At 64.1% G+C, this 22,945-nt stretch carries 23 protein-coding genes; 16 read left to right on the forward strand and 7 right to left on the reverse strand.

The annotated features are described in order from the left end of the window. The first annotated feature begins 39 nt into the window (after window positions 1-39). The 9 genes from HNP00_RS08620 to HNP00_RS08660 all read left to right on the forward strand — a co-directional run bounded on the left by HNP00_RS08620 (window position 40) and on the right by HNP00_RS08660 (window position 8,197). A complete protein-coding gene (locus tag HNP00_RS08620; RefSeq protein WP_184738199.1) occupies window positions 40-390 on the forward strand; it encodes a helix-turn-helix transcriptional regulator in 351 nt (116 codons plus the stop codon). Next, window positions 387-1,088 carry an aquaporin gene (locus tag HNP00_RS08625; protein WP_184737947.1) on the forward strand — a complete coding sequence of 234 codons (702 nt, stop codon included), beginning with the start codon at window positions 387-389 and terminating at the stop codon, window positions 1,086-1,088. The genes HNP00_RS08620 and HNP00_RS08625 overlap by 4 nt, the downstream gene beginning before the upstream one ends. Then, entirely contained in the window at window positions 1,085-1,504 is a 420-nt protein-coding gene (locus HNP00_RS08630; RefSeq protein WP_184737949.1) for an arsenate reductase ArsC, read from the forward strand. Before HNP00_RS08625 ends, HNP00_RS08630 begins: the two co-directional genes overlap by 4 nt. 42 nt (window positions 1,505-1,546) lie before the next feature. After that, complete coding sequence (locus tag HNP00_RS08635) at window positions 1,547-2,962, forward strand: FAD-dependent oxidoreductase (RefSeq protein ID WP_184737951.1); 1,416 nt, start codon at window positions 1,547-1,549, stop codon at window positions 2,960-2,962. Window positions 2,963-3,028: 66 nt separating this feature from the next. Then, window positions 3,029-3,451, forward strand: a complete 423-nt coding sequence (locus HNP00_RS08640; protein ID WP_184737953.1) for a low molecular weight phosphatase family protein — start codon at window positions 3,029-3,031, stop codon at window positions 3,449-3,451. A gap of 241 nt (window positions 3,452-3,692) precedes the next feature. Next, the gene (locus tag HNP00_RS08645; protein WP_184737955.1) at window positions 3,693-4,751 is read left to right on the forward strand and encodes an iron ABC transporter substrate-binding protein; all 1,059 of its coding nucleotides are present in this window, start codon (window positions 3,693-3,695) and stop codon (window positions 4,749-4,751) included. 4 nt (window positions 4,752-4,755) lie between these two features. Further along, window positions 4,756-6,357 carry an iron ABC transporter permease gene (locus tag HNP00_RS08650; protein WP_184737957.1) on the forward strand — a complete coding sequence of 534 codons (1,602 nt, stop codon included), beginning with the start codon at window positions 4,756-4,758 and terminating at the stop codon, window positions 6,355-6,357. Then, the gene (locus tag HNP00_RS08655) at window positions 6,354-7,508 is read left to right on the forward strand and encodes an ABC transporter ATP-binding protein (protein WP_184737959.1); all 1,155 of its coding nucleotides are present in this window, start codon (window positions 6,354-6,356) and stop codon (window positions 7,506-7,508) included. The genes HNP00_RS08650 and HNP00_RS08655 overlap by 4 nt, the downstream gene beginning before the upstream one ends. Before the next feature lie 116 nt (window positions 7,509-7,624). Beyond that, window positions 7,625-8,197 (forward strand): MOSC domain-containing protein, encoded by a 573-nt coding sequence (locus tag HNP00_RS08660; RefSeq protein WP_184737961.1) that lies wholly within the window; start codon window positions 7,625-7,627, stop codon window positions 8,195-8,197. Window positions 8,198-8,199: 2 nt separating this feature from the next. On the opposite strand, the gene HNP00_RS08665 is transcribed toward HNP00_RS08660, so the two are convergent. Beyond that, a complete protein-coding gene (locus HNP00_RS08665; protein ID WP_184738201.1) occupies window positions 8,200-9,474 on the reverse strand; it encodes an MFS transporter in 1,275 nt (424 codons plus the stop codon). 246 nt (window positions 9,475-9,720) lie between these two features. On the opposite strand from HNP00_RS08665, the gene HNP00_RS08670 reads away from it, so the two are divergent. Further along, the gene (locus tag HNP00_RS08670) at window positions 9,721-11,244 is read left to right on the forward strand and encodes an HNH endonuclease signature motif containing protein (RefSeq protein WP_184737963.1); all 1,524 of its coding nucleotides are present in this window, start codon (window positions 9,721-9,723) and stop codon (window positions 11,242-11,244) included. 5 nt (window positions 11,245-11,249) lie between these two features. On the opposite strand, the gene HNP00_RS08675 is transcribed toward HNP00_RS08670, so the two are convergent. Genes HNP00_RS08675 through HNP00_RS08690 form a run of 4 tightly spaced genes read right to left on the reverse strand, consistent with a single transcriptional unit; the run spans window position 11,250 to window position 14,449 of the window. Then, window positions 11,250-12,251, reverse strand: coding sequence for a sensor histidine kinase KdpD (locus tag HNP00_RS08675; RefSeq protein ID WP_184737965.1), 1,002 nt, complete (start codon window positions 12,249-12,251; stop codon window positions 11,250-11,252). Window positions 12,252-12,281: 30 nt separating this feature from the next. Beyond that, the gene (locus tag HNP00_RS08680; RefSeq protein ID WP_184737967.1) at window positions 12,282-12,956 is read right to left on the reverse strand and encodes a response regulator transcription factor; all 675 of its coding nucleotides are present in this window, start codon (window positions 12,954-12,956) and stop codon (window positions 12,282-12,284) included. Between the two features lie 5 nt (window positions 12,957-12,961). Next, a complete protein-coding gene (locus HNP00_RS08685) occupies window positions 12,962-13,615 on the reverse strand; it encodes a DedA family protein (protein ID WP_184737969.1) in 654 nt (217 codons plus the stop codon). A 9-nt stretch (window positions 13,616-13,624) separates the two neighbouring features. Beyond that, the gene (locus HNP00_RS08690; protein WP_184737971.1) at window positions 13,625-14,449 is read right to left on the reverse strand and encodes a phosphatase PAP2 family protein; all 825 of its coding nucleotides are present in this window, start codon (window positions 14,447-14,449) and stop codon (window positions 13,625-13,627) included. 187 nt (window positions 14,450-14,636) lie between these two features. Between HNP00_RS08690 and HNP00_RS08695 the strand changes: the two genes are divergently transcribed. The 3 genes from HNP00_RS08695 to HNP00_RS08705 are packed head-to-tail and all read left to right on the forward strand — an operon-like array spanning window position 14,637 to window position 17,232. Beyond that, window positions 14,637-15,422 (forward strand): alpha/beta fold hydrolase, encoded by a 786-nt coding sequence (locus HNP00_RS08695; RefSeq protein ID WP_184737974.1) that lies wholly within the window; start codon window positions 14,637-14,639, stop codon window positions 15,420-15,422. Window positions 15,423-15,440: 18 nt separating this feature from the next. Continuing rightward, window positions 15,441-16,334 (forward strand): hypothetical protein, encoded by an 894-nt coding sequence (locus HNP00_RS08700; protein ID WP_184737976.1) that lies wholly within the window; start codon window positions 15,441-15,443, stop codon window positions 16,332-16,334. A 55-nt stretch (window positions 16,335-16,389) separates the two neighbouring features. Next, entirely contained in the window at window positions 16,390-17,232 is an 843-nt protein-coding gene (locus tag HNP00_RS08705) for an IclR family transcriptional regulator (protein ID WP_184737978.1), read from the forward strand. A 141-nt stretch (window positions 17,233-17,373) separates the two neighbouring features. Here HNP00_RS08705 and HNP00_RS08710 read toward each other — a convergent pair whose 3' ends face one another. Continuing rightward, window positions 17,374-18,855, reverse strand: coding sequence for a cytosine permease (locus HNP00_RS08710; RefSeq protein WP_184737980.1), 1,482 nt, complete (start codon window positions 18,853-18,855; stop codon window positions 17,374-17,376). A gap of 135 nt (window positions 18,856-18,990) precedes the next feature. Then, window positions 18,991-19,752 carry a FadR/GntR family transcriptional regulator gene (locus HNP00_RS08715; RefSeq protein WP_184737982.1) on the reverse strand — a complete coding sequence of 254 codons (762 nt, stop codon included), beginning with the start codon at window positions 19,750-19,752 and terminating at the stop codon, window positions 18,991-18,993. 93 nt (window positions 19,753-19,845) lie between these two features. Between HNP00_RS08715 and HNP00_RS08720 the strand changes: the two genes are divergently transcribed. The 3 genes from HNP00_RS08720 to HNP00_RS08730 are packed head-to-tail and all read left to right on the forward strand — an operon-like array spanning window position 19,846 to window position 22,913. Beyond that, window positions 19,846-20,724, forward strand: a complete 879-nt coding sequence (locus HNP00_RS08720) for a carbon-nitrogen hydrolase family protein (protein WP_311770530.1) — start codon at window positions 19,846-19,848, stop codon at window positions 20,722-20,724. A 10-nt stretch (window positions 20,725-20,734) separates the two neighbouring features. Next, window positions 20,735-22,084 carry an APC family permease gene (locus HNP00_RS08725; RefSeq protein ID WP_311770531.1) on the forward strand — a complete coding sequence of 450 codons (1,350 nt, stop codon included), beginning with the start codon at window positions 20,735-20,737 and terminating at the stop codon, window positions 22,082-22,084. Window positions 22,085-22,112: 28 nt separating this feature from the next. Beyond that, window positions 22,113-22,913 (forward strand): carbon-nitrogen hydrolase family protein, encoded by an 801-nt coding sequence (locus tag HNP00_RS08730; RefSeq protein WP_184737986.1) that lies wholly within the window; start codon window positions 22,113-22,115, stop codon window positions 22,911-22,913. The last annotated feature ends 32 nt before the right edge of the window (window positions 22,914-22,945 follow it).

Consider the following 22,945-nt stretch of genomic DNA (forward strand, 5'->3'; position numbering starts at 1 on the left):
GCCGTCAATATCGATAAGTGTAAATATATACGCGTGTCTATACCTCTGGAGTTAGCTCCCGTCCAGGCGGTGGCTTGTTGTTCACCGCTTTCCCGGGAACCGTTGTCTGAAACGGAAGCCGACGGAATCGTTCCGTTGCTGAAAGCGCTGGGCGATCCGGTGCGGCTACGGCTGATGTCCCTCGTGGCGTCCCACGAGGGCGGCGAAGCCTGCGTCTGCGATCTCAATGACGCCTTTGAGCTGTCCCAGCCGACCATCAGCCACCACCTGAAAGTCCTGCACGAAGCGGGGTTGCTGGAGCGCGAAAAGCGCGGCGTGTGGGTCTACTACCGGGCGCGCACCGACGCTCTGGAAAACCTTGCCGCCCTCATCGGGGGCCAGAGCCGGTGAGTGTGCTGAGACGGAAGGTGCTGGCGGAGTTCGCGGGCACCGCTTTCCTGGTCACGGCCGTGGTGGGGTCCGGCGTCATGGCCTCGCGTCTTTCGCCGAACGACGTCGGCCTGCAGCTTCTACAGAATAGCGTCGCCACCGGCGCCGCACTGGTGGCACTGATCCTAGCCCTGCAACCTGTCTCGGCATCCTTCAATCCCGTGGTGACTTTGGTGGAACGGGCTCTCGGGATGGTGGACACGCGCACCGCTGCGGGCCTGATCGCCGCCCAATTCGGCGGCGGCCTGGCCGGGACCGTGATCACCAACCTGATGTTCGGTCTCGACGCCGTAACCTTGTCCACGCATGAACGCGCCGGGACGGGGCTGTGGCTTGGCGAGATCATCGCGACTATCGGGTTGATCCTGGTGATTTTCGGGACCGTCCGATCGCAGCGGGCCGAGCGGGTGGCCTTCGCAGTGGGTGGCTACATCACGGCCGCGTACTGGTTCACCAGCTCCACCAGCTTCGCCAACCCCGCCGTGACCGTGGCCCGGACCCTCACCGACACTTTCGCGGGCATCGCTCCGGCCTCCACGCCGGCCTTCGTCCTCGCCCAACTGTTGGGCGGCACTGCCGGGTTCTTCCTGATCCGCGCCCTCTACCCCACCACTCCCACCCCGGCCGTAGCTGCGGCCGATCGAAAGGTCCTCTCATGAGCGCTGAAACCGTGAAGAAGCCCTCCGTCCTCTTCGTCTGCGTCCACAACGCCGGCCGCTCCCAGATGGCCGCCGCCTTCCTCACCACCCTTGGCGAGGGCCGGATCGAGGTCCGCTCTGCCGGCTCGCAACCCGCGGACAAAGTCAACCCGGCCGCCGTCGAGGCCATGGCCGAGGTGGGCATCGACATGTCCGCCGAGATCCCCAAGATTCTCACCACGGAAGCCGTGAAGGAATCCGACGTCGTGATCACCATGGGCTGCGGCGACGAATGCCCCTACTTCCCGGGCAAGCGCTATGAGGACTGGGTCCTCGAGGATCCTGCTGGCCAGGGTGTGGACGCCGTGCGCCCCATACGCGACGAGATCAAGACCCGCATTGAGGGCTTGATCGAATCCCTCACGCCGGCAAAGTAGCGCTAGACCGCTAGAAGACTCTCGGATGAAACAGAGGACAGCATGGATGCACAAAACATCCTTCCGATTGCCGTGATCGGCGCCGGACCCATCGGCCTGGCCGCCGCCGCGCACCTGCTCGAACGCGGCCTGGAACCTGTCATCTTCGAAGCGGGTCCGGCCGCGGGTGCCGCAGTCGCACAATGGCGGCACATCCGCCTGTTCTCGCCCTGGCGGTTCAACCTCGACGCCGCCGCCGTCCGTCTGCTCGAGGCCTCCGCTTGGGAGAGCCCCCGCCTGACCGCATTGCCCTATGGCGGGGAGATCATCGACCACTACCTCGCGCCTTTAGCCGCACTTCCGGCCATCAGCTCCCGCCTTCAGACAGGTGCCCGTGTCATCGCGGTCACCCGTGCCGGCCTGGACAAGACGCACGTCCGGGACCGCGACAACACCCCTTTCCTCGTCCGCGTCGACCACGGAGCCGGAGAGGTCCGGGACCACACCGTGGCAGGCGTCATCGATGCTTCCGGAACCTGGTCCACCCGCAACCCACTGGGCACCTGCGGACTGCCAGCCATCGGCGAAAACACCGCTGTGCACCGGATCTCCTCGCCCCTGCCCGACGTCACCGCACGGGATCGTGTTTCCTTCGCCGGACGCCGCGTCCTCGTGGTCGGCGCGGGGCACTCGGCAGCGAACACCCTGATTAACCTAACGGAGCTGGCTAAGGACGAACCCGGAACCCGGATCATGTGGGCCGTGCGCGGTGCGTCCGCAGAAAAGGTCTATGGCGGCGAGGACGCCGATGGGCTGCCCGCGCGAGGCCAGCTTGGCGGAAGGCTGCGCCGCCTGGTTAAGGCCGGAAGGATCGAATTGCATACCGGATTCGGCATCGCGGCCCTGAAATCCCTGGACTCCCACGTGAGCGTCGAAGCCGTCAACGGCCGCACCCTCGAGGCCGACGTCGTCGTTCCCTGTACCGGCTTCCGCCCCGACCTGGGCATCCTGAGCGAGCTCCGCCTCAATCTGGACCCCGCGGTCGAAGCACCGGTCGAATTGGGTCCGCTCATCGACCCCGAATTCCATTCCTGCGGCACCGTGCCCCCGCACGGCGACAAGCTGCTCGCCCATCCGGAGAAGGACTTCTACATTGTCGGCATGAAGTCATACGGCCGGGCCCCGACCTTCCTGCTGGCCACCGGTTACGAACAGGTCCGCTCCGTTGCCGCCGCCCTCGCCGGAGACCAGGCAGCGGCCGACACCGTCCAGCTCGAACTGCCCGAGACCGGAGTCTGCTCCACCGATGCAGGCAACAGCTGCGACGCACGCGCCACGGACCCCGCCACCGCAACCGCAACCGCAACCGCAACCGCAACCGCAACCGCAACCGAGGAAACCGGCTGCTGCGCCGCCCCGGAACCGGTCCTTGTCGGGTTCCGCACCGGACTGTCCCATGGACGCTCCGGCGAACTCTGACCCACACACCTGATAGCGGGCACATCCAAACCTTGGCACGTCCAAACAGAAGGAAGAATCATAGGCATGACTGAAATCAGCAAGGTACCGAGTGTCCTTTTCGTCTGCAGCAAGAACGGCGGCAAGTCCCAACTCGCAGCAGGGCTCATGCGGGATCTGGCCGGAGACGCCGTCGCGATCCACTCCGCCGGAACCAAGCCCGGAAACTGTTTGAACCCGGAATCCGTGGAGTCCTTGAACGAACTCGGCATCGACATCACGGGCGAGCACCCCAAACCCGTCACGGACGAGGTACTTGAGGCCGTGGACGTCGTTGTTGTCCTGGGTACTGAGGCCAAACTTGAACCCCACGGCACGGCCCGTTTTGAAACCTGGGAAATCGACGAGCCTTCCAGTCGCGGCATTGAAGGGATGGATCGCATTCGCCTGGTCCGCGACGACATCCAGGCCCTCGTCCAAAAGCTCTATACCGAGCTCGCGGAAAAGTAGGCCGCAGGAGAGGTCGTGGATGCAGAGTCCGCGCCCGATTCGCGGAACACCAACGGTCCAGTAGGCCAGGCACCAGTAGCGGGAGATTAGGTCACGTAAACCTTGCGTAATACATGTGATTCCCGTCACGATCAGGCATTCTGGATGGAAATTTAGGTATGGCTAACCTAAAGTTTCAACCTGTGAGCCCGCATTTCCTTCCCCCGGGCTCCCCAGGACTTGCTCGCAGAAAGTAGCCCTCATGAAGATTCGCGCTAAAGCGCTGGCCGGCATCGCACTCGCCGCCACCACCGCCCTCAGCCTTGCCGCTTGTGGCAATGGCGCCGCCTCCTCCGCAGCCACCGGCTCTGCCTCCGCTGACGCTAAAGTGGCTGGCGAAATCACCGTCTACAACGCCCAGCATGACACGCTGACCAAGGAATGGGTGGACGCGTTCACCAAGGAGACCGGCGTCAAGGTCACCGTCCGCCAGGGTTCCGACACCGAGCTCTCCAACCAGATCGTCCAGGAAGGCGCGGCGTCCCCGGCCGACGTCTTCCTCACGGAGAACTCCCCCGCCATGGCCCAGGTTGAGAACGCCGGCCTCTTCGCCGACATCGACAAGGCCACCGTGGACCAGGTCCCGGCCGAGTACCGCCCCTCCACCAACAAGTGGACCGGCATCGCCGCCCGCTCCACCGTTCTGGTTTACGACAAGAACAAGATCAGCGACGACAAGCTGCCCAAGTCCATGCTGGACCTGGCCAAGCCGGAGTGGAAAGGCAAGTGGGCCGCTTCGCCGACCGGCGCTGACTTCCAGGCGATCGTTTCCGCGCTGCTGGAGCTCAAGGGCGAGGCTGCCACCACAGAGTGGCTCAAGGGCATGAAGGACAACTTCAAGGCGTACAAGGGCAACAGCACCGCCATGAAGGCAGTCAACGCCGGCGAGGTCGACGCGGCGCTGATCTACCACTACTACTACTTTGGCGACCAGGCCAAGACCGGCGAGAACTCCAAGAACGTCACCCCGTACTTCTTCAAGAACCAGGACCCGGGCGCTTTCCTGTCCGTTTCCGGCGGCGGCGTGCTGAAGTCCTCCAAGAACGCTGCAGCTGCGCAGGCCTTCATCAAGTTCATCACCGGCAAGCAGGGCCAGGAAGTCCTCAAGAACGGCACCTCCTTTGAATACGCCGTTGCTTCCAAGGTGGACTCCAACGCTAAGCTCGTTCCCATCAAGGATCTGCAGGCTCCCACCGTGGACCCCGCCAAGTTGAACTCCGCGAAGGTAACCGACCTGATGACCAAGGCAGGACTGCTGTAATTCTGTGACCACTGATCTATCGGCTCCCGTAGTTTCAAAGACTTCGAAGAGCACGACGACGGCGGGCCGGGGCAAGCGCCCCCGCCCGCCTTTCGGCGTTTCCGCAATATCCCTCATAGCGGTGCTAATCGCACTGTTTTCGCTCATCCCGCTGGGGTACGTCGCTTACATGACGGCTGCCACCGGCTGGAACACCGCCGTCGGGCTCATCTTCCGGCCGCGCGTCGGCGAGCTGCTCCTGAACACCGTCATGCTGGTGGTCTTCACAGTGCCCATTTGCCTGGTGCTCGGAGTCGGCGGCGCGTGGCTCGTGGAACGCACCAAACTGCGGGGGCATCGCTGGTGGGCTGTGGCCCTGGCGGCCCCCCTAGCCATTCCGGCCTTCGTCAACAGCTATTCGTGGGTGTCCGCGGTCCCATCGCTTCAGGGCATCTGGTCCGGCGTGCTCATTGCCACGCTGTCCTACTTCCCCCTTGTCTACATTCCTGCGGCGGCAACGCTGGGGCGCCTTGATCCAGCCATTGAGCAGTCCGCTGCATCCCTTGGCCTGGGCCCCTGGGCCGTCTTTTTCCGGGTTGTCCTGCCGCAATTGCGGATCGCGATGACTGGTGGCGGACTCTTGGTGTCCCTGCACCTGCTGGCCGAATACGGTGCGTTCGCGATGATCCGCTTCGACACGTTCACTACGGCGATCATGACCCAGTTCCAGTCCACGTTCAACGGCACCGCGGGCAACATGCTGGCAAGCGTCCTGGTGTTCTTCTGCCTCATCCTGCTCCTGGTGGAAGTCAGGAGCCGCGGTAGCGCGCGCTACGCCCGCGTTGGTTCCGGGGCCCAAGCCAAGCCGATTCGGTTGCCGCTGCGCCACTACCAGATTCCCTCCCAGCTCGCCCTGCTGGCCCTCACGGTGTTGGCCTTCGGATTGCCGATCTGGTTCGTCCTGCGCTGGGTGTTTGCGGGCGGCGCCCGCGTCTGGTCTGCCGACGAGTTCCTTCCGGCGCTGCTCCAGACCCTCGCTTATGGCACCGTCGGCGCCGCGGCGACAATCGTCGTCGGCTTCCCCATGGCGTATCTGGCCGTGCGGCACCCCAGCTGGTTCAGCAAGATGCTGGAGCTCTCCAACTACATCACCAGCTCCCTGCCCGGGATCGTGGTGGGCCTCGCGTTCGTGACAGTGAGCATCCGAATGGTCCCGGGAATCTACCAGACCTCGGGGGTCCTGATTGCTGCCTATGTGCTCCTGTTCCTGCCGCGCGCCCTGGTCAACATCCGCTCCGGCCTGGCCCAGGCTCCCAAGGAACTCGACGAAGCCGCGCAGTCGCTCGGCAAGACACCCCTCGCGTCCTTCCTGAAAGTAACCCTGCGGCTCACCGCTCCCGCTGCCGCAGGCGGAGCAGCGCTGGTCTTCCTTGCCATCGTCAATGAGCTGACGGCAACACTGCTGCTATCCCCCAACGGCACGCACACCTTGGCCACCGAATTCTGGAGCAAGAGCAGCGAGATCGACTACTCGGGCGCGGCGCCCTACGCCCTGCTCATGATCTTGTTGTCCGCCCCCATGACGTACTTGCTTTTCCAACAGTCCAAGAAAGTAGCCGGACAGTGACCGAACAATCCCCCTCAAGGCTTCCGGCACCCCGCGTCGCGGCGTCAGTGGCGCCCACCACCAACACGCACCTGGACATCGCCGAGGTCACCAAGAACTTCGGTTCCCAGGCCGTGTTGAAGGGCGTGAACCTGTCCGTGGCGAAGGGCGGGACCACCGCGATCGTTGGGCCTTCCGGATCCGGCAAGACCACCCTGCTGCGCCTGATCGCCGGTTTTGAACACCCGGCTACCGGCTCTATCAGCCTCAATGGCACCACGGTGGCCGGGAACGGCGTCTGGTTGCCTGCACACAAGCGCCACGTTGGCTATGTTGCCCAGGACGGCGCGCTTTTCCCCCACCTTACGGTGGGGCAGAACATCGCGTTCGGTCTGGACAGCTCAGCGCTCGACGGCGGCCGCCGCGCCGTGAAGACTCGGGTCCAGGAGCTGCTGGAGATGGTTTCCCTCGATGCGGACATGGCCAAGAGGCGGCCCCACCAGCTCTCGGGAGGCCAGCAACAACGGGTTGCGCTTGCCCGCGCCTTGGCCCGCGAACCGGAGCTCATGCTGCTCGACGAGCCGTTCTCCGCCCTCGACGCCGGCCTCCGCGTAGCCACCCGACGCGCAGTGGCCAAGGTGCTGAATGAGGCTGGAGTCACCACCATCCTGGTGACGCACGATCAAGCCGAGGCCCTCTCCTTCGCTGACCAGGTGGCCATCATGCGCGGCGGGAAGTTGGCGCAGATCGGCAACCCGTTCGTGGTGTACACCCGTCCCGCCGATCGGGCCACGGCCGAGTTCCTGGGTGACGCCGTCATCCTGAACGCGTGGATGGAAGGCTCCCTGGCCACGTGTTCGCTGGGCGGAATTCCCGTACGCCGTCCGCCGGCGCAAGGCCTGGTCCAATTGATGCTTCGTCCGGAACAGATCCGGATTGCCCCCGACGGCCCCATCCGCGGCGTGGTGGTGGATACCGACTACTTCGGACCCGAGACTACGGTGCGGATCAAGCTCGCACCGCGCGTTGCCGCGGCCGGCGCCTCCTTGGCCTACCCGGGAGGTGGCGAAATCATCACCATCCGCCACTGGAACGCTTCGATCACCAAGCCCGGCACGGAACTGTGCCTCCGCGTGGTGGGCGAAGGCGTGGCGTTCCCTGTGGAGGATTAGGGGACCGCCACAGATGAGGGCGCAGCGGTCGGCGGCGTGTCGCGTCGCGGGCGAGCTCCGCATACCCCAGAAGGCGTCCTTGTGCCACTGACCCGGGACGGGCATAGCCTTACGTCATGACGGCTAGCTACAGATACGACGTCGAGATCCTTCATCTGCTGGTATCACCGGGGCACGCCTACTTCGGACGTGCACGTGACGGTGCCGCTGAAGTGCCCACCACGGATGCCGAGCAGGTGGAAGTCGTCAATGGTAAGGGCATTGTCGGCGACCGGTTTTTCGGCAAGGCCGCGCACATGGATGCCGCAGTCACTCTCATCGCCGTTGAGGCCCTCGAAGCCATCGCCGCGGAGCTCGGCGTCGCACCCTTCGACCCGCTCATCCCTCGCCGCAATGTGGTCCTCAGGGGAGCGCACTTGGCTCCCCTGGTAGGCGAGGAGTTCGCCTTGGTATCCCGCGATGGTCTTGTGCGGCTACGGGGAGGGCGGCCCGCCCACCCCTGCGCTTGGATGGACCAGGTGCTGGCTCCAGGGGCTCATGCCGCAATGCGTGGGCGGGGCGGCATACGCTGCCAGCCGCTTTCGGACGGCACCCTGTTTCGTGGCCCAGCTGTGCTAATTAGCCCCGTGCCGCTCGAACCCGAAAAGGCCGGTCAGGCCGCGGTGCTTCGAGCTTCACGGCTGCCGTAGGCCTATAGCTGTTGGGTTTCCGCGTCAGATGTGGCAGTCGCGGCGTTGGCCTGATCGGCCAGGGAGCCGCGCCGACGGCTCGCCAGCAGGAACGGCACGGCGATCAACTCGATCACACCGCTGATCGCCAACGAGGTGGGGTAGCCATACACATCGGCGGCCCGGCCGAGCAGCGGTTGCACTACCACGCCGCCGCTTGATCCCATGAGTGAGTCGAAGCTGAGCACTGTTGCCCGCTGTTTCGAGGGGATCATGTCGTTCAGGTAGGCCTGCCGCACCGGGGTGCCCGCCGATTCGACCATTGCCCAGAGCGTCAAGAGCACCAGAGCCGCCCAGAACACCTGGGTGATTCCGAGCACCACCAGGATCAAGGCGCCCACCACGCCGCTCAGGATCAACACCGTGGTGCGCTTGCGAACGAGGCGCCGGATGCGGGGTGCAATCCACCCGCCGAGCACCTGGGCTCCGGCCACGATCGCCGCTGCCAGACCCGCCACGGAATACGCGCGCGGGTCTCCGAAGAGCTGAAGGAGGAACGGTTGCAGGGCGTAGAACACATAGATCCCGACGCCGGCACTGAACGGCGCTGCCAGCATCACGTACCGTACGGGTGGATTTTTCAAACCGTTCTCGATTGAGGCGTCAAGGACGGCGCGGGTCGCCTGAAGGGGATGAGTCGAGCGTTCGGGGGTGAACCCGACGTCGCGCATGAGCAAGAAGGCCACGACGAACATGGCCACCAGCACGCCCACCCGCACCAGGAAGGGCACTCCCAGGTTGGTGACCTGCGCGATCACGCCTCCGGCTACCGAGCCCACCAGCATCGCGACGCCGGACACCATCTGTCCGCGTCCAAGCACCGTCTCAAGTCCGCCTTCGTATCCGGTGAAGCGCAACGCGTCGACGAGCCACGCCTCCACCGCACCCGAGAAGAAGGTGAAGCCCAGGCCGAGCAAAACCGATACCACCGCCCACCACCAGAACGGGGCGGAAAACTGCCAAAGCAAATAGTAAAGGAAGGTTGACCCCGCCAGTGTCACGGTGCCAAGCAGGAACGAGACGCGACGGCCCCAACCGTCGGCCACCACCCCAGTGGGCACCTCGAACACCACCATTCCGGCCGTGAAGAAGGCGTTTGCAGCAAAGGCTTCGAGGTTGCTTAGCCCGGCATCCAACAGGAAGAGTGTGTTGATTCCCCAGATGAACGAGGCCGCAAGGGTATTGCCGAGGGTCAACGTGAGGTAGACACTTTGAATCTTTCGGGCGGCGGCGTTCATCAAGACGCCGCCCCCTCCAGCGCGAGGGGTACGCACGAGCCCATTCTCGTCCCCTTCGGCTGACCACGCTAGAGCCGAGGGTGAGTTGCGCGCCCGCGAAACACCTTCGGTGCCCAGCATAAGGAGGCAGGCGAGGCTGGATCCCCAAACTATCGATGCCCGCTTGGGGAGGGCTGCTGATCTTCGATTTTCGGCCGGACTGGTTGTCCGCCTATTACTGTCGCACCCCTCTGGAATGCTTTAGTTATGGACGGCATTCAGGGAGATCGACTGCTCGGAGCGGCAAAGCCATCTCGCCATGCCGTTCCGAGTGCGGCCGCCGTGTGCGACTTGATCACTGATGCTCAGGTGGCGGCCGCGCAGTCTACAGGTGCCCGGGTGCAGGATCTGTTCGATGCCGTGAACTCCCTTCGGCCAGGCGCCCCCCGCGCCACGGCATCGGCCACCAGCGCAGAGTTGCCAGACCCCGCCGAATTGATCGACCTGTTGCGCGGCCTGGAGGATTTGAAGTCGGCGGTCGCGGGTTTGCAGGCCCGGATCGCTGTCGCGTTCGATGCCGCCCAGCGCAGCTCCGAGGCCGACCTGGGCGTTCCGGCCGACGAACAGGGACGCGGCGTCGGAGCGCAGATTGCCTTGGCCCGGCGGGAATCCCCCGCTCGCGGGTCCCGGCTCTGCGGGCTCGCGAAGGCACTCGTGACGGAAATGCCGCACACCCTCACCGCCCTCGACACCGGGCGGCTGAACGAATGGCGCGCCACCCTGCTGGTGAAGGAAACAGCCTGCCTGTCCGCCGAAGACCGCTGCGCCGTGGACGAGGAACTCGCCGCCGACACGGGAGTCTTCGACGGCGCCGGAGACAAGGCGATTATCGCCGCGGCCCGGACCGCGGCCTACCGGCGGGACCCCCGCTCCGTCACCCAGCGCGCCAGCCACGCCGCCACCGAACGGCACGTCAGCCTCCGCCCGGCCCCGGACACCATGACCTACCTCACCGCCCTGCTCCCCGTCGCCCAGGGCGTGGCCGTGCACGCGGCCCTGTCCCGGCACGCCGACACCCTCCGCTCCGGCGGGGAGCCCAGGTCCCGGGCCCAGATCATGGCCGACACCCTCGTCGAACGCACCACCGGCACCCCTGCGGGGATCAGCGGGGGGGAAGTCCAACTCGTCATGACCGACCGCACCCTGCTCCAGGGCGACAGCGAACCGGCCCGGCTCCCGGGCTACGGCATCGTCCCCGCAGCCTGGGCCAGGACAATGCTCACGGCAGGCGAGCCGGAGAGCGGTCAAGAACTCAAGCTCTGGCTCCGGCGCCTCTACACCGCCCCCGGAACCGGCGAACTTGTTGCCGCCGACTCCCGTGCACGGCTCTTCCCCGCCGGGCTGCGGCGCTTCATCCAAGCCCGCGACGATACCTGCCGCACCCCCTATTGCGACGCGCCGATCAGGCATTTCGACCACATCGTCCCCTGGCACAGCGGCGGCACCACCAGCCTGACCAACGGCGCGGGCCTGTGTGAAGCCTGCAACCACACCAAAGAACTCACCGGCTGGACAGCACAAACAGGGCCCGGGGGCAGGCATGTCCTCGAAATCCGCACCCCCACCGGACACCACTACCGATCAACAGCCCCGCCCCTCCCCGGCAGCAATCCACGAGGCACAGACCCGCCCGATACCGCGGCACCACATTCCAGGCGCCACCGACGCAAGCTAAGACACCACGCCAAGGCCCTCAAATACGCCCAACCCGCCAAGCTTCAGGCCGCCTAGGAAAGCTATGCCGAGCGAGGAGTCGCGTCTTTCGGGGCAAGCGGCAGGGTGATCTTCATGACCGTTCCCCGTGGATCGCTGCGCTCAACCTCGACAGTGCCTCGGGCCCCGGTGATGATTTCACGGACCAACGCCAAGCCGATTCCGAAGCTGCGTTGGCCCGGCGCGCCCTCCGTGCTGTGTGTTCTCACGAAGCGGTCAAACATCCTTGTCTGGTCCACACCCTTGATCCCGGCCCCGGAGTCCGAGACGGTGACAACAGCCCGGTTGGCGAGCACCGCCGTCGTGATCCCGATGTTTCCGCCGGGAGGGGTGTGTGCCAGCGCATTGTCCGCCAGGGCGAGGAGGGCGCGGCGGAACCCGTTGCCGTCTACGAGCGCGAAGGGTCGGTCTTTTTCCGTGAGGGTGACTCGGACGTCCTTCTCCCCCGCGAGCTGCTGCAAGCTTTCGACGACGGCGGCCGCTACGTGGGCGAGATCGATTGGCTCTGCAGAGACGCCCGAAGGCGAGCCGGTGGCCGTTACAAGCAATTCGTTGACGATGCCGGTGAGGGTCGCCGTGTCGTTGCGGATGCGGGCGAGTGCCTGCCCCGTTTTCGAGTCCGGAGCGGCATCACGTTGGGCAAGCTGGACGCGCGCATCCAGGATGGCCAAGGGTGTGCGCAGTTCATGGCTGGCGTCCTGCACGAACCGTCGCTGCAATGCGAGCGCTTCTCCCAGGGGCCTGATGGCACTCCGCGCGCTGAGCCACCCGATGGCCCCGGCGAGGAGGATCCCCGCAATGCCGGCAACGATCATGGCCTTCAGGAGGTCTTTTGTATCCAGATACGCGTAGACGGAATCGGTTTCGCCTGGTCCAGGCAGCGTTGGATGCTGTGCCTGGTTGAAGAGGTAGATCGCGGCCGCCGCCAGGAGGCACAACACTAAAACCGCGCATGCGGCACTGATCCGTGCGGCGATCTTCAGGGAAGCTCTGCGGAGTGTCGCCTGGTCCAGGTTCTCACTCATGGGGATTGTTCTCAGTCACGGGAATTGTTCTCAGTCATGGGGATTGCCAATCTGGTATCCGAGGCCGTGGACAGTCCGGATCACGGTCTTGGAGATCTTGCGGCGAAGGTGGTGGACGTAGGTGTCGATCACGCCCGGCTGGTCCGTTGGGTGGAACAGGGCGTTGATGAGGTCTTCGCGGGTGAAGACCCGTTCCGGTTCGCTGGCCAAGGTTTCGAGGAGCCCGGCTTCCTTCGCCGTCAGTGTGACCACGGAACCGTACACGGAGCGCATGGAGCGGGCACCGGCGTCGAGCTCCCAGTCTCCGATTCCCAGAGTCGCGGGCGGCGGGGCGTACGTCCTCGTGAGGGCTCGCAAGCGGGCGGCCAGCTCCATGGCGTCGAACGGTTTGCTCATGTAATCGTTCGCCCCGGCGTCGAGGCCCCGGACCTTCTCATCGGTAGCACCGAGCGCCGTCAGGATGAGGATCGGAGTGGCAATTCCCTTGGACCGAAGAGCTTTGATCAAGGCAAGACCGTCCATGACGGGCAGGCCCCGGTCTATGACCATCGCGTCCCAGCTCTGGGTCAAGCCGAGGTGGAGTCCGTCGCGCCCATTGACAGCCAAGCGGACGGAAAAGTCCGGCTCCAGGAGTTCGCTGATGAGCGGCCCTAGGGCGGCGTCGTCTTCGACCAGGAGGAGGGACGGCCGCTCAGCTGTTGTCATGCTGTCTATTCTTCCCCTGTGTGTCCGCTCGTGGCGCCCACCGTGACCTTGCGCCGCTTTTTGAGCAACTCGATTCCCCAGGGCACCACCGAGATCAAGACCATGATGACGGCAATGGCGTCGATGTTGTTGGCGACGAATTCATAGTGCCCCAGCCAGGAACCCAGAAGCGTCACGGAGGTTCCCCAAATGACGGCGCCGGTGACGTTCCAGAGGGTGAAGGACTTGTAGTCGTACCGGGCGATGCCTGCGCTCAGCGGGGCAAATGTCCGCACAATGGGCACGAAGCGGGCCAAGACGATCGCTCGGCCGCCGCGGCGTTTGAAGAATTCCTCGGCCTTGTCCAAGTGGGCGGTCTTCAAGACCCGGGCATCGTCCTTGAACCAGCGCCTTCCGAACTTGCGCCCCAGCATGTACCCGATCTGGTCTCCGGCGATGGCAGCAGCCGACACAACCGCAATCAACACCGGCAGTTCAAGCTGAAGTTGCTGGTGCAACAGCCCGGTAGTGAACAGCAAGGAGTCACCAGGCAAGAAGGGGAACAGGAGACCGGATTCGATGAACACGATCAGGGCTACGACGCCCAACGCCGCAGGGCCCAGCCCCTGGAGCATGGTGGCGGGATCCAGGAATGCCGGCATGGCAGAAAGTACGTGCATTGGTCCTCCTCAGGATCCGTGAGCTTGTGTTGCGGCTGTTTCTGAAGCCGCTTCGTCCGAGGCGGTTGCTTCTGAAGAAGCCAGTCCTGACTGGGCTGCTTCTGAAGCGACGCCGCGCGGGAAACTCCCCAAGACCCGTGGCGCGTGCCGGTTCCAGAGCCCGGCCAGGAAGATGACCGCGGCGCTGGTGGCGAGGAACGACGCCACCACGTCGCTGGGGTAATGGACTCCTATGTAGATCCGGGACCAGGCAACCACGATGGCCAGGGCTGCCCCGGCCCACGCGGTGATGACGCCCCATCGGGTGCCCCGAACCAAGAAGTACAAGGCAAAGGCGAGTGCTACGGCGAAGGCCGTGTGGCCGCTGGGGAAGCTATTGGAACCCGTTTCCGGGGCCAGGGGATCGAAAAGAAGCGCAGGATTGGGCCGGTGGCGGGCAACGATGAGTTTGAATACCTCGCTGGCAACCCACCCCGAACAGGCGAAGAGCACAAACATGACCGCACGCACAAAGGACTTGCGAACCAGGAAAAGGTACAAGGCGATCACCAAGACAATGCAGACTCCTGCTACAGGGGCGAAGAGAAAGTTGAGGGCCATGGCCAACGTTGTCAGGGCGCCCACGTGGTGGCGGCTGAGTTCCTGGTCAACGCCGAACTCGTTGGTGGTCAGGCCCGCTACCAATTGCACGCTGAAGCCGATAGCAAGGACTGCCGCAGCGAGGGCAACCGCCCACAGCAGCCAGTACCTGGGCTGCGGAAGCAACGGCACACCGTGGCGGACGACGGCGGAACTGGCTTCCGTGGGAGCGTTCTGCTTGGTGTGTGGTGGCATGAGTTTCTCCGACGTGAGGTGGCGGCCGTTGTGCGGCCTGCTTCCACTCTCCCGCGAGGCATTTAAGAAGCTCTTAAGAACTCCCCCGAATCCGGAGGTTCCCTTGGTCCTACGAGGGGCCTTGACCCGTGAGATGCCTAGGCACAGAGTTGAGGAACGTATGCCCGCCACGTCAAAAGGATTTGGGATGTCCGAATTTGCGATTTCGAAAGACGGTACCCGCATCGGGTATGAGCAGCACGGCGAGGGACCGGCCGTGATCCTGGTCGGCGGTGCGATGCAATTCAGGGGATTCGACCCCACCACCGTGGAAATGGCGAAGCTCCTCGCAGCCAAGGGGTTCACGGTCTTGAACTACGACAGGCGCGGCCGTGGGGAAAGCGCCGACGCTCCATCATTCACTTTGGAAGACAACATCGACGATCTTGCCGCGCTCATCGACATCGCAGGAGGCACGGCCGCACTCTTCGGGAGCTCTTCCGGCGGCGCGATTTCCCTGGCAGCAGCGGCAGCAGGCCTGCCCGTCACGAAGCTTGCGCTCTGGGAGGTGCCACTGAGGGCCGATGGCGGCACGGAATGGACCGAATTCCTCGCCGGATTCCGGGAACGCGTTGCATCCGGAGACAAGGCCGCCACCATCGAGTACTACATGAAGGATATGCCGCCAGAGTGGCTCGAAGGCGCCAAGAACAGCCCGGGGTGGCCCATCATGCTTGAACTGGGACCCAGCCTCTCGGCCGACGCCGAATCCCTCGCGTGGGCCCAGTCCGCACCGCGCGCCGAACTGTGGTCCGGCGTCACCCAGCCCACGCTCGCCATCGTCGGCGAGCAAACCCTGCCGATCATGCCGGAGGCCGCCGATTCCATCGTTGCCAACATCCCGAGCGCCCGCAAAGCGACCATTCCCGCCGCCAACCACGGCTGGGAACCCGGAGTCATGGCTGACGCGCTGGCTGAATTCTTCGCCGGCTAATACGGCGCTGGATTCGCCATGGACCTGGCCGCGACCGCCGTCGAACTCTACACCTTGGTTCCCTCGGCGTTTACGGCAGCCCGCACCGCACGGGCCAAGGAAGCCAAGTCTGCCGGGAACGCCGAACTGGCGAAACAGATAGCCCAGTTGCCCAAGCCTTCGACGGCAGCGTGGGCGGTCAACATGCTCGTCCGGCGCGGGACCAAGGAATTCGCGGGTGTCCTGGAGCTTGGGGCATCGCTCGGGAGGGCCCAAGAGCAGCAGGACCACGACCGCTTGCGAACGCTCGGCCAGCAGCGCCCGCGCGTGCTGGCAGCCGCCGTCGAGCAGGCCCGCGCCGTGGCGGAAGGCCTGGGCGTCAAGGTGAGTGGCGGCGCCGCGCTGGAGATCGAAGCCACGTTGAGGGCCGCGATGACGGATCCGGCCGCCGCCGCGGCGCTCCGCAGTGGGCAACTGGTGCGCGCGCTCTCCACGAACGGCTTGGAACCCGTGGATCTCTCGGGCGCCGTGGCGGTGCCTGGTTCTGTCGCGGTAGCGGGCGCCCGTCCCGCCGGGGATGCCGCCAAAGAAGAGCCCGACGACGGCGGGCGGCAGCGCGAGCGCGCCGACTCTCAGCGCGAACGGGAGAAAGCACAAACCGCACTCGTGGAGGCTGAGCGCAATGCAGACAAGGCCGACATGGAACTCGCCAAGGCCGAGCGCGAAAAGGCGGAGGCCGTACGTCGAAGCGAGCAACTCGCCGCCGAGGTCAAAGCTGCCAAGGACAAACTGGCTGCGTTGCAGCAGGAGCTTGCCTCCACAGAATGGGCAGTCACCTTGGCCGAGCGGGACCGCAAGCTGGCATCCCGGCTGGCCGGCCGGGAACGACGGGCGGCGGAAACGGCGCGGACCAGGTTGGAGGGGCTGTCCTAAAGCGGGCATCCAAAGCGTCCGATATACCGGACAGTTGGGGGCGTATTCTTGGACGATGAACAGTCATTCCGTGCGGCCTAAGGCACCGGCTGCAGCCCAGGTGTTGGCGGTTCTCAGATACGTCGCGGGCCAGGCCGGTCCGGTCAGCGCGTCCATCATCGCGCGCGATGTTGGCTTGCCGCGGTCCACGACGTATCAGCTCATTGCCTCGCTGATCGATGACGGGTTTTTGGTCCATCTCCCGGAGGAGCGCAAGTACGCCTTGGGGGTGACCGCTCATGAGCTAGGGACGGGGTATTCGCGGCAAGCCCCGATCCAGCGGATTGCCCGGTTCCCGTTGTCCCGGCTCGTCGCCCGGACCCGTCGGACTGCCCATCTAGCCGTGATGCACGGGCGCGATGTCGTTTACGTGATCGAGGAGCGCGCACCGCGGCAAAGCCCCCTGGTCACCGACACCGGGGTCCGACTTCCGGCCCACCTGACGGCCAGCGGCAGGGCGATGATGGCCCAGATGGACCCCGCGCAGGTGGCTGCGCTTTTCCCGGGACCGGAAGCCTTCGCGGAACGCCACAGCAAAGGCCCGCAATCCTTGCCCGCGTTGCAGGATCTCTTGGCGCGAGCACGGTCGCTCGGATACGCGTGGGAGCAGGACGAGGTCACCGAGGGGTTCTCCTCCGTGGCCGTCGCCGTCCTTGACCGGCAGCGCTATCCGGTGGCCAGCGTGACGTTGACGGTATCCAATCGCGCGTTTCCCGGCGGGGGCATGAGGCACCGGAGTAAGGATGCCGAGACGGCCGAGGAAAGGGCCGTCCGCATTGAAGACGTCGCCCGGGAGTGGATTCCGGAAGTGACCAGATGTGCCAGGGAAATTTCCCGCAGGCTGGGCACCCAAGCCTGATCCCGACGTCGTTCCCTCCGAAGCGCAGGGACGCTCACTCACTTATAAGGCCAAATGCCGCGACGCTCGCTCACCTAAGGTGAGCGAGCGTCCGCCGGAAACACCCCAAAGGTGAGCGAGCGTCTGGGGGCGGGGCAGAGCCTAAACTGCTGCGTTGTTCGGCACTGACCCGGCTAGCGGAGCTACTGCCTCCGAGCCGAGTTCCGTCGGGTAGACCATCTCAGCCGGAGCGTTGGAGTTCCTCTTCCCCAGCGGGTAGAAGACAAGCGCCGTGACAACGAGTCCTACAAGCCAGGAGATATCGGCCCCGCCGAGCAACTCGGTCATCGGGCCGGTGTAGAGGGTCTGCGCCAGGAACGGGATCTGGACAACGATGCCGATCGCGTAGCTGAACAACGCTGTCTTGTTCCAACGCCCGTAGCGGCCGTTCACGTCGTAGAGTGCCGGAATGTCCACCTTTTCCTTCGAAACCAGGTAGTAGTCCACGAGGTTGATCGAGCTCCACGGGATGAAAACCATCAGCAAGAGCAGGACGAAGTTCTTGAAATTGGCAATGAAATCGGGCGAAGCCAGGACTGCGATGAGTACCGAGAGTCCAATGAAGCCGATCACATAGGCAAAACGAGTCCAAGATGCCACTGCCGACTTTCGAGTGAAGGCCGTGACCGAGGTAAGCATGGTCATGTAGCCGCCATAGGCGTTAAGCGTGTTGACCGTCAGTTTTCCGGTCACGATGACGAGGTAGATGACCACGGCGATCAGTCCGCCGCCGCTCAAATTCCCGAGGAAGGCGACTTGGCCATCCAGGAACCTCGCACCCTTAGGCAAGGCGAGGGCAGCGAAGAGCGCGCCGAGGGTCATGGACCACTGAGAACCAAGCACCGTGCCGAGGTATGCCGACATGAAGGTCTTGCGCGCAGGAGTGTTGGCGGGCAGGTACCGGGAGTAATCGGCCACGTACGGACCGTACGTCAGCTGCCAGCCAGCGCCAAGCGAAATGGCGAGCAGGAACGTAGGAAACTCGAAACCGCCAGCTCCCAGGAGTGCGCCGACGTCCTGGGTGACCAACAACCTGATGCCCAGGTAGGTGAAGCCAAGGACACCCACCACAGTCGCAATACGGCCCAACATGTGGATGTATTTGTAACCCAGGGTCGCCACGATGATGGTCAGCACCCCGAAGACGATCATGCCCACGGCCGGGGTGCCTGTATGGAGGATGAGGCTGATGGCCTGTCCGGAAAGGACGGTACCGGTTGCAGCGAAGCCGAGGTACATCACGACCACCAGCACCAAGGGAATCACCGCACCGAAGATTCCGAACTGTGCCCGGCTGGAAATCATCTGTGGCAAGCCGAGCTTCGGACCCTGGGCCGCGTGAAGCGCCATCACCGCGCCCCCCAAAAGGTTTCCGATCAAGAGACCGATGATCGCCCACAGGGCATCAGCGCCGAAGACCACCGCCAGCGCGCCGTCGACAATGGCGGTGATCTGCATGTTCGCCCCGAACCAGAGCGTGAACTGCTGGACCGGCGAACCATGCCGCTCGTTCCCCGGGACAAAATCAATGGAGCGGCGCTCAACGCGCGGCCCGCCTGTTCCCGTGTTTCCTGTGGCCTGCATGCCTGTTCCTTACTTTGACAACCGAAGTCCGATGTCCCCAACTGAGAATCAATCAGAGCATGCGAAGTGACGGCTATCACCGAAAGGCAGCCATATTTAGTCCGATATACCGGACTATAGGGCGAGAGTTGTGATTTACCCCATTTGGTTGCCGGTACCGCTGGCCAGGCCCATGAACATCGTCTTGTGCAGCACGTCCACATGCCGCCGTGACACCTCGACGGCGCCGCGATCGTCCCGTGCGCGCAGCGCGTTCACGAGCGCAATGTGGTCTTGGTTGGATTTGTGCAGAAGCTCGATCGGGTACGGGATGAAGTAGGCATAGAGTTCCGCCAATGTCTCGTTGTAAGCGTCCACTGCCGGGCCTAATCCCGAGGACTCCGCGACTAGTTGGTGAAACCGCTCGTCGGCCTGGTGATACTCGGACCAGTTGGTCGATCCAGCCATCTCTTGGGTGAGCCGCTCCAGCTCATCGAGTTGCTCGGCAGAGGCATTGGCCACGGCAAAGTGCGTCACCGCGCATTCGAACAGCAGCCGCCGGTCCACCAGCCTGTTCACCGCGTGGGATTCGGCGGGCGACGCAGCAAGCTCCTCGAGCACGTTCCGCGGTGGCTCGTCAGCGACAAACGTTCCGCCACCTCGTCCGCGGCGGCGGACCACTACGCCCTGATCGGCCAGGCTTGCCAAGGCCCTACGGGCAGTGATCGGACTGACCGAGAGACCCAGCGCGACGTCCTGCTGGTCAGGCAATCGCTCCCCCGGCTGGAGCAGTCCCAGCGATATGGCCATGCCGATCCGCAGCCGCACGGCGTCGATCGCGCTCCTCCGGTCGATACCGAGCAAAGGGGCGGCATCGATGGGTGAGTCGCCGGTAGTGTCCTCAAGCTGACGGGTCATATCCGCTACTTTACGGGGCAAAATCCACCTTTCATTTATTTGATCATTATGATCTAATATGAGGCGAGTCACAACGACAACGTGGAGAAAACAGTGCAACGCATCCTTCCCCTCATCGCCGCTCAAGCGCCGCCCCGACTGATCGGCGAGCCGATCCAGGCGTTCGCAGACGAGGTCGCCGCCGCCGTCGCGATCCAACCGCAAAGCAAACTTGTGGTCTTCCCGGAGCTGCACCTCTTCGGGGACACCTACCCGGATCAGCAGCGCACTGAAGTGTTGCAGGACTCTGCCGAACCGCTGGACGGTCCGCGGGTCAACGAGTTGCGACAGCTCGCGGCGGATTTGGGTATCTGGCTGGTTCCGGGCAGCGTCTGCGAGCGCGGCCCCGAGGGGCAATTGTTCAACACCCAGTTGGTCCTCTCCCCTGCCGGAGAGCTTGCGGGCTACTACCGCAAGGTCTTCCCTTGGCGCCCCTTTGAGCCCTACGACCCCGGCGATCGATTCACGACAGTTGACCTGGAAGGGATCGGAAGGGTGGGCCTGAACATTTGCTACGACGCCTGGTTCCCCGAGGTAAGCCGCCAGCTGGCGTGGATGGGCGCCGAAGTCATCCTCAACGTCGTGAAAACCACGACGCCGGACCGCAAGCAGGAACTCGTCCTCGCCAAGGCGAACGCAATTGTGAACCAGGTCTTCATGGTCAGCGTCAATTGCGCTGGCCCCACCGGCAAAGGCCTGAGCCTGATTGTGGACCCCGAGGGAAACACCATAGCCGAGGCCACCGACGACGCCCCGACCCTGCTCGCCGCGGAACTGGACCTTTCCGCCGTCGAGCATGTCCGCACTCACGGAACCGAAAACCTCAACCGTCCCTGGTCCCAATTCCGCCCCGGCGAGCCGGCCATCGACCTGCCCATCTACCAAGGCCGCATCGACCCGGCCACTTGGACCCCACGGTCCTCCAACTCCTAAGGAACCATCGGTGACAACACAACCGAGCCTCACGCGCGCCCTGAAACTGCCCTCGCTGGTCCTGTTCGGGCTCGCCTACCTGACCCCACTCATCGTGCTGGCAATCTTCGGAGTGATCGCCGAAACTACCGGGGGCGCATCGCCGTCGGCCTATCTGGTGGCCATGGTAGCCATGCTCTTCACTGCACAAAGCTATGGACGCATGGCTGTTGCCTATCCGGTGGCCGGCTCCGCGTATACCTATATCCGGCGCTCCATCGATTCCCGGATCGGATTCCTGGCCGGTTGGGCTGTCCTGCTGGACTACCTGTTCCTGCCGATGGTCATCTGGCTGATCGGCGGCTCCTACCTCACCGCCCAGTTCCCTGACATCCCCATTGGGGTCTGGATTGTCGCGTTCATCGCCATCACCACGCTACTGAACGTGGTTGGCGTCAAGGCCGCGGACAAGGCCAACTATCTGCTGATGGCGTTCCAGCTTCTGGTGATCGTCCTTTTCGTTGCCCTCTCCGTTGGAAACTTGCTCTCCACGTCCGGAGCGAGCGCCCTGGTCAGCACCGCTCCCTTCTTCAACGACACCTCGAGCTTCGACAAGATCACCGCGGGAGCGGCAATCGCTGCGTACTCGTTTCTCGGCTTTGACGCCGTATCCACGCTCACCGAGGAAACCCTCGAGCCTAAGAAGACCGTCCCGAAAGCAATCATGCTGGCGGCACTCATCGGAGGCGCGATCTTCGTCGTCGTGTCCTACACGACCCAGCTGATCCACCCCGGCGGAGTGTTCGACGATTCGGCGTCGGCGGCGTCGGACATAGCCCTGAAGATCGGTGGGCAATTCTTCGGCGCAGTGTTCCTGGCGGGACTCGTGGTGTCCCAGTTTGCCTCCGGGCTCGCGGCACAGGCCAGCGCCTCACGCCTGCTCTACGCCATGGGCCGGGATTCTGTCCTGCCCAAGAAGATCTTCGGAGCGCTGAATAGGTCCTTCCACACGCCCGTATTCAACCTGGTCATTACCGGCGCAGTGGGACTCGTCGCCATGTTCTTGGACGTCGCCACGTCCACGTCGTTCATCAACTTCGGTGCGTTTACGGCCTTCACCCTGGTCAATATCTCCGTCATTGCCTACTACGTGCGCCAGCGACGCTCAGGGCACCGGCTCAACCTATTGTTCTATGTGGTCATGCCGGCGGTGGGAGCCATCATCGACGGGTTCCTGCTCTCCCAGCTGGATTCGAATGCCATCACGCTTGGGCTGATCTGGCTCTGCGTCGGCGTCGTGGTACTCGGCATCATCACCAAAGGGTTCCGGAAGGCACCACCGGAGATGGTGATGGAGGAAAAAGAAGCTGCCCTGGTGTGATGGCTGATCAACGAGAGATTGGACTGCAGTGCGCATCACCCTAGCCCAGATCGATTCCGGCACGGACGTCGGCCGCAACCTCGCCCTCATCGAGGACTACTGCGCCCGAGCCGCCCAGGAGGGGTCTGACCTCATCGTGTTCCCGGAGTACTCGACGTACGAGAAAAGCCGGGTGGACCAGAGCTTCGTGGACATGGCCGAACCCCTTGACGGCCCGGTGGCCGCCAAGCTCCACGCGACGGCGGCACGTTACGGGATCACCGTCGTCGCGGGCCTTCTCGAAGCGTCAGAGGAACAGGACGCTTTCGAGGAACGACGCCGGGCCTTCAACACGCTGGTGGCCATTGGTCCGGACGGTTCCCGCCTAGCCAGCTACCGGAAAATCCATCTTTTTGACTGCCAGGGATTCCGTGAGTCGGAGTACATCAAACCTGCCCCGGAACCAGTGCCTGCCACTTTTTCCTGCGGCGGCATGACCTTCGGGTTGATGACCTGCTACGACCTGCGCTTTCCTGAGCTTGCACGCATCTTGGCCGAGGCTGGGGCCCAGTCGCTCCTCGTCTGTTCCTCCTGGGTTCCCGGTACTGGCAAGTCCGAGCAATGGGCCACCCTGGCAAAGGCCCGGGGCATTGAGAACGGAATGTACGTGGCGGCTGTCTCCCAAACTCCGCCTGTGTCCATCGGCTACAGCATGCTCATCGATCCGCTGGGCACCGTGGTGCACAGCCTCGGCACCGAGCCGAGCATCGCAACGCTGGATCTCTCACCACATGCAGTTCAGGAGGCCCGGGAGCATTTCCCCACGCTGAGGCATCACCGGCTCCTCTGATATCGACCTGCTGCCAACTCTGTGCTAAACCA

This window comes from Arthrobacter sp. AZCC_0090, from assembly GCF_014207375.1.
Classification (GTDB): Bacteria; Actinomycetota; Actinomycetes; order Actinomycetales; family Micrococcaceae; genus Arthrobacter.